Annotated in this window: 6 protein-coding genes and 1 pseudogene; 5 read left to right on the top strand and 2 right to left on the bottom strand. The window is 72.2% G+C overall.

Annotation, left to right across the window (positions count from 1 at the left end):
• Positions 1-309: pseudogene (locus tag ACFXB5_RS20425) on the bottom strand (hypothetical protein); the annotation flags it as partial.
• A gap of 250 nt (positions 310-559) precedes the next feature.
• The gene (locus ACFXB5_RS20420) at positions 560-1,156 is read right to left on the bottom strand and encodes a TetR/AcrR family transcriptional regulator C-terminal domain-containing protein (RefSeq protein WP_385209720.1); all 597 of its coding nucleotides are present in this window, start codon (positions 1,154-1,156) and stop codon (positions 560-562) included.
• Positions 1,157-1,265: 109 nt separating this feature from the next.
• Between ACFXB5_RS20420 and ACFXB5_RS20415 the strand changes: the two genes are divergently transcribed.
• The 5 genes from ACFXB5_RS20415 to ACFXB5_RS20395 all read left to right on the top strand — a co-directional run bounded on the left by ACFXB5_RS20415 (position 1,266) and on the right by ACFXB5_RS20395 (position 5,712).
• Positions 1,266-2,726, top strand: a complete 1,461-nt coding sequence (locus ACFXB5_RS20415; RefSeq protein ID WP_385209717.1) for an FAD-dependent monooxygenase — start codon at positions 1,266-1,268, stop codon at positions 2,724-2,726.
• Between the two features lie 181 nt (positions 2,727-2,907).
• The gene (locus ACFXB5_RS20410; protein ID WP_020866352.1) at positions 2,908-3,078 is read left to right on the top strand and encodes a hypothetical protein; all 171 of its coding nucleotides are present in this window, start codon (positions 2,908-2,910) and stop codon (positions 3,076-3,078) included.
• 280 nt (positions 3,079-3,358) lie between these two features.
• The gene (locus ACFXB5_RS20405) at positions 3,359-3,886 is read left to right on the top strand and encodes a helix-turn-helix domain-containing protein (protein WP_385209713.1); all 528 of its coding nucleotides are present in this window, start codon (positions 3,359-3,361) and stop codon (positions 3,884-3,886) included.
• The gene (locus ACFXB5_RS20400; protein ID WP_385209711.1) at positions 3,873-4,535 is read left to right on the top strand and encodes an ImmA/IrrE family metallo-endopeptidase; all 663 of its coding nucleotides are present in this window, start codon (positions 3,873-3,875) and stop codon (positions 4,533-4,535) included. Before ACFXB5_RS20405 ends, ACFXB5_RS20400 begins: the two co-directional genes overlap by 14 nt.
• Positions 4,528-5,712 (top strand): MAB_1171c family putative transporter, encoded by a 1,185-nt coding sequence (locus ACFXB5_RS20395; RefSeq protein ID WP_385209820.1) that lies wholly within the window; start codon positions 4,528-4,530, stop codon positions 5,710-5,712. The genes ACFXB5_RS20400 and ACFXB5_RS20395 overlap by 8 nt, the downstream gene beginning before the upstream one ends.
• The last annotated feature ends 174 nt before the right edge of the window (positions 5,713-5,886 follow it).

Below are 5,886 nucleotides of genomic sequence, written 5' to 3'. Positions count from 1 at the left end.
GGAGCGGGTGCTCGACATCAGCCCCGAGGAGGTGCGGGCCGTGGCCGCGGCGCGGGGGGGGGGCGCGCCCCCGCCGCCCCGCCGGCCGTTCCCGAGGAAGGGGCCCTCGTACCAGGTCCGCGGCATCTTCTGCCACACCATGTCGGCGTCGGCGAGGACCGTGGCCCAGGGGTCCCCCGCGGGGCGGGCGGCCGCGGCGGGGGCCTGTGGCTCGGCGGCGTACGCGGTGGCCGGGCCGGCGAGTCCGGCGGCGGCGCCCGCGGCCATGGCGGTGCCGACGACGGTCCTTCTGGTGGGTGCGGATGACATGACGCTCCAGGGGTGTGAACCGGGGTGCGGGCGTTCTTCGGCGGGGGCGGCGGGGCGCTGCGGCGGTCACGTACATGCCTGTGGTTCCTCGACCTGAACCCCTCGGGCATGATGCAGGCCCCATGGCGGAACCGGAACCCCTCGGGCGTCATAAACATCGGATGGACGGCGGGGAAGGCGGCCGGAAATGGCGCCCGCATGGGGGCAGGCGCGGCAAGACCTCGGATCTCCTGGCCCGGAGGCGGGCGGGTTACGCGTTCGCCTCCCGTCCCCTGACGATCAGCCCGACGCCATGCCGGAAGCGGTGCTCGAAGTCGCCGAAGTGTTCGGTGACCACGGCGAGGGAGGGGAAGCGCTCGGCGGTGACCGCCCGCCGCAGCGGCTCCATGCCGCCGATGCCCTGGGCGGCCTGCTCCTCCTGGGCCAGGCCGAGCGTGAAGTACACCAGCGACCAGGTCCGCCAGCCCGCTTCGGCGGGGCCGTGGCCACCGCTGAGGAAGGCGCCCGTCATGGCGTCCGCGAAGCGCAGGGTGTGCTCCTCGGCGATATATGTCCCGGCCACGACCCGGGCGCCGTCGCGGCGGGAGAGCAGCGCGGCGCGATAGCGGTGGGCGAGCGTCTGCGCCCGTTCGTCCCAGGGCTCCGGGAGCGGCGCGTCGGCGCATCCCTCGAGCATCGCGTCGGCCATCAGCTCCAGCAGCCGGGGCTTGCTGGAGGCGTGCCAGTAGATGGTGTTGAGCTGCACGCCCAGCCGCTCGGCGACCTTGCGCATCGTGAGCTTGTCCAGCCCCGCCTCGTCGAGCAGTTCCAGTGCCGCCGTCACCACGGCCGTGCGGTCCAGGCCCATGCCGTCGCTCTCCCTCCGCTTGCGTCTTGATCCGGGATCAAGTCTACTGGGGCCAGATCATTGATCCTGGATCAAGAGGTCGGGATCGGAACAGAGCGAGGGGGATGGTGTGGTGAACGACGTCGTCGTGGTGGGGGCCGGACCCGTGGGGCTGCTGCTCGCGGCCGAGCTGCGGCTGGTGGGCGTGGACGTCACCGTGATCGAGCGCGCGGCCGCCCGCAGCCCGCACTCCAAGGCGCTGACCCTGCATCCGCGCAGCCTGGAGGTGCTGGCGATGCGCGGCATCGCCGAGCCGTTCGTCCGCGAGGGCGTGCCCGTGCCCACCGGGCACTACGGCGGGCTGCCGGTCCGGCTGGACTTCTCCGTGCTGGACACCCGCTTCCCGTACACGCTGGTGCTGCCGCAGCTCCGCACCGAGCAGCTGCTGGAGGAGCGGCTGCGGGCGCTGGGCGGGGAGATCCGCCGGCGGCACCGGGCGCTGGAGGTGCGCCAGGACGCGGACGGCGCCGAGGTGGACGTGGCGGGCCCCGACGGGACGTACACCCTGCGCGCGTCGTGGGTGGTGGGCTGCGACGGGGCCGGAAGCGCCGTACGGACCTCCGCCGGGATCGACTTCCCCGGCACCGGGACCACGACCACCGGTTTCCTCGGCGATGTGGTGCTCGACGCGCCGCCGTCGGCCCCCTCGGTCGACAACGAGTACGGGGGCTTCCTGATCGTCCCGCTGGCCGACGGGCACCACCGCATCGCGGGCTCCACCAGGGAGTCCCTCACCATCCCCGCCGACCGGCCGCTCACCTTCGAGGAGCTGCGCGGCTATGTGCGCCAGGTCGCGGGCACGGACTTCGGGATGCGGGCACCCCGCTGGCTGTCCCGGTTCGGCAACGCCGCCCGGCAGGCCGCCCGCTACCGCGACGGCCGCGTCCTGCTCGCCGGGGACGCGGCGCATATGCACATGCCCATGGGCGGCCAGGGCCTGAACGTGGGGCTCCAGGACGCCTTCAACCTCGGCTGGAAGCTGGCCGCGGTGTGCCAGGGCCGCGCGCCGGACGGGCTGCTGGACACCTACCACGCCGAGCGCCACCCCGTGGGGGCCGCGCTGCTGGAGAACACCCAGGCCCAGACCGTGCTCGGCGCCACGCACACGCCCGACGTACAGGCCCTGCGCTCGGTGTTCGGCCGGCTCCTGGCCGCCCATCCGGCGGTGAACCGGCAGTTCGCCGGGGAGCTCTCGGCGCTGGACGTGGCCTACCCGGCGGACGGGGCGGCCGACCGGCTCACCGGCACCCGGGCCCCCGACCTCGGGCTGGACGGGGTGCCGGAGCCCAGCCTGTATCCGCTGCTGGCCGACGGGCGCTTCGTGCTGCTCCACCTCGGCGCGGACGGCGCTACGGGGCGTGACCCGGGCGACGCCCGCGCCATCGCCGACGCGCTCGCCGGGAGCCCGGACCGGATACGGGCCGTGACCGCGCGCCCGACCACCACCCATGACGGCTGGGCGGGGCGGCGGACGGTCCTGGTGCGCCCCGACGGCCATGTCGCCTGGGATACCGCGCTGTCCACCAAGTGAGACGTGTTCGGTGGGTCTCGTACGTACCAGCTCACCACGGATGGCTCCCCGCGGCCACCGGGCCCGGAACGCGGTCCCGGCGGCGGCTCGTTGTCCACTCCCTGAGAATCGACGCGCGAAGCGTTCAAGCGCTGGTTAATCTGACGACAGATCCGGTTCAGCCGACACGAGGGAGTGTGCGGTGACCCCCGAACAAACGCAGAGCGACGACGCGCGCGCCGATAACAGCGGGCGGTTCGTGCAGGCCGCCGAGGTGGGCAGTCTGGAGGTATGGGCGCGGTCCGCGCCGATCCGACTCGCCGGTTACGAGGACGACCTCGCCGAGCCGCACATCCTCCAGAGCGTGGACTGATGGCCCGGTGCGTGCGCTGAGAGCGAGGGAGGACACCGGTCCCCCGGCCGCGGCCGCTGGCAGCAAGCGGACATCCCGGCCGTCGACCGGTCGCCTCCCTCGCCTGACGGATCACCCTTCTGGCTCAGCTACCAACTGGTAGTTAAGTCCTCCACCCCCGTGATGCGGCACCGGGCTGGTGTGCCCCGCGTGGCACATGGCAGGATGCATCGCGCGGCGTCGTTCGCCTTAACCAACCGTGAGGGTGTGCGAGCCCGGGAGCAGCCGTGAGGGGGCGCAGATGGCAGCGGGTGGAGACAGGTCACCGGACGCCGACGGCAGCCCGCTGGCGGACCGGCTCAACTACCTGTTCACCACCATGCACCCGCCGGGCGCGCCGTACACCAACGCGCATGTCGCCGAGGAGATCAGCGGCGGCGGGGAGTACGGCGGGGTGAGCCTGACCGAGCAGTATCTGTCGATGCTGCGCAACGGCAGGCGCACCAACCCCAGCCCGGATGTGCTGCGGGCGCTCGCCAAGTTCTTCGCCGTGCCCGTCGGCTATCTGCTGGGCGATCTGTCGCCTTCGCAGGCTGAGCGGGTCGAGGAGGAGGTACGGTTCCTCGTCGCCATGCGCGACAAGCGGGTCCGCAGCATCGCGCTGCGCTCCGTGGGCCTCCCGCCAGAGGTCCAGGACAGTCTCACCACGATCATCTCCCAGTTCCGGCAGCAGATGAACCTTCCGCCCGAGCCGCCCGGTACGAACGACGCCGGAGAGGCGGACGGTTCGGGCGGTCCGGACGGCGGGGCGACGAATGGCCGCCGATGACCCGGAACTCTTCTCCTCCTGGCGGCGGACCGGAAACGAGGGTGGTACAGGCATGCGAGTGGGCCGGATACGGCGGCGGTGCAAGCAGCTCATCAAGGAGCTCGGGCTGCCCGCCTCGACCGACCTGCCCGGTCTGTGCGACCTCGTGGCCCGCCGCGTCGGACGCCCCGTCCACCTGGTGCCGATGAGCCTGGGCGGTGTGGTCTCGGGCATGACCGCCTCGACCGACGAGGACTACTGGATCTTCTACGAGCTCAGGACGTCCCCCTGGCACCAGATCCATATCGTGCTGCATGAAATCGGCCATCTGCTGCTCGGGCACGAGCAGGACCCGGCGGTCACCGAGGACGCGCTGCGGATGTGGACGCCGTCGGTCGATGTGACCACCGCGATGCGCCGGCTGGGGATGACCCCGGACTTCGCCCGCCACCACTGCTACGACAACCTCACCGAGCGCGAGACCGAGGTGCTGGGCACCCTCCTGATGGAGCGTGTGGTGCCGACCTCGCCGGACCACGGGCTGCCGCTCGAGGGCCGGGCGGCCGAACTCGCCGCGGCGCTGGGCCCGGCGCTGCGTCATGTGCGCACCGACGGGGTCGCCCGTACCGATGGCGTACGCGGTGAACCGGGCGGTGACACCGGTGTTTGACCTCGTCTATCTGTGCTTCGGCGCCGCCGCCTGGGCGATGGCCGGTTACAAGGCCCGCGCCTGGTTCCGCGACCGCGCCAACGCCGATCTCGGCCTGGCGTGTGTGATGACCGCGGCCGTGGCCAATGTGTTCCTGCTCTCCGCGCCCAGCGTCTACCGCTGGTTCGACGGGCTGATGGGCGTCGCCAATCTGGCCATGGTCTTCCTCTACTCCTCCGTCGTGGTGTTCGCCACCGGCGCCCTGGTGCTGCTGCTGCGCTGGACGGGCTCCGCGGTGCCGCCCCGCGCGGTGGTCGCCGCCGTGGCCGTGGCGTGGACGGTGGCCGTCGTCGGCTTCGCGGTGGGCCGCCCGGACGCCGTGGAGCACCCCCGCGACTTCAGCACCGCCTACGCCGACGCACCCGGAGTGGTCCTCTTCCTGGTGCTGTATCTGGCCATTTTCGGAGCCGGTCTGGCGGGGCTCGGCATCCTGTGCCCGCGCTATGCCGCCAGCCTGCGCGGCTCATGGCTGGCCCGGGGGCTGCGGGTGCTGGCCGCCGGATGCTGGCTGGGACTGGCGTACTGCTCCTGCAAGCTGATCGGTTTCGTCTTCTCCTGGGCGGGCCATGAGCTGTACTGGCTCTCCAACGGAGTGGCCCCGCTGACCGCCTCGGTCGCGGCGCTCCTGGTGCTGGCCGGTTTCGCCATCCCCGCGGTGGGCCCGAGGGCCTCCGCGTGGCGCCGCTTCCGGAGGCTGCGGCCGCTGTGGCGGGAGGTCACCGAGCAGGCCCCCGAGGTGTCCATGGGGCAGTCCCGCTGGGCCGGCTGGTGGCCGTTCGCGGATCTGGAGTGGCGGGCCAACCGCCAGATGGCGGAGATCCGGGATGTCCAGCGCGGCGTACGGCGTCATGTGGAGGCCCGCGCGCTGGAGATTGCGCATGTCAAGGGCGGCGCGGCGCGACTCGACGATTGGCAACTTGCTGCCGTAGTGGAAGCAGCGGCGCTCAGACGCGGTTTGCTGAATCAAGCAAACGGACATGTGCCGGAGTCCGCGGCGGACAGCGTGGTGGTGACGACAGGGGCCGAACTGGTGGAGGAGCACGAGCATCTGGCCCGCGTCGCCGACGTCTACCACCTGCCGCTGGTGGACGAGGTACTCGCGGAACTGAGAGAGGAGACCGCCGCCCAGCGGCGGTGAACGGGGGGATCACAGACGAGGTGGCCCTGGACGGGGGTCGGGGCCGCCCGTGGCACAGGCGGCGCCGGGGAGATTCAGCCCCCCCCCCGCCCCCCCGCCCCCCCAATTAAACACCCGCGTGCACAAACCCAGGGGCGGAGTCTTATAAAAAACTAAAGCGGCCGACGCTATTTT

Source organism: Streptomyces sp. NPDC059455 (assembly GCF_042750115.1).
Taxonomy (GTDB): domain Bacteria; phylum Actinomycetota; class Actinomycetes; order Streptomycetales; family Streptomycetaceae; genus Streptomyces; species Streptomyces endocoffeicus.
The sequence above is the reverse complement of the archived record's forward strand: the minus strand, read 5'-3'. Positions and strand labels throughout refer to the sequence as shown.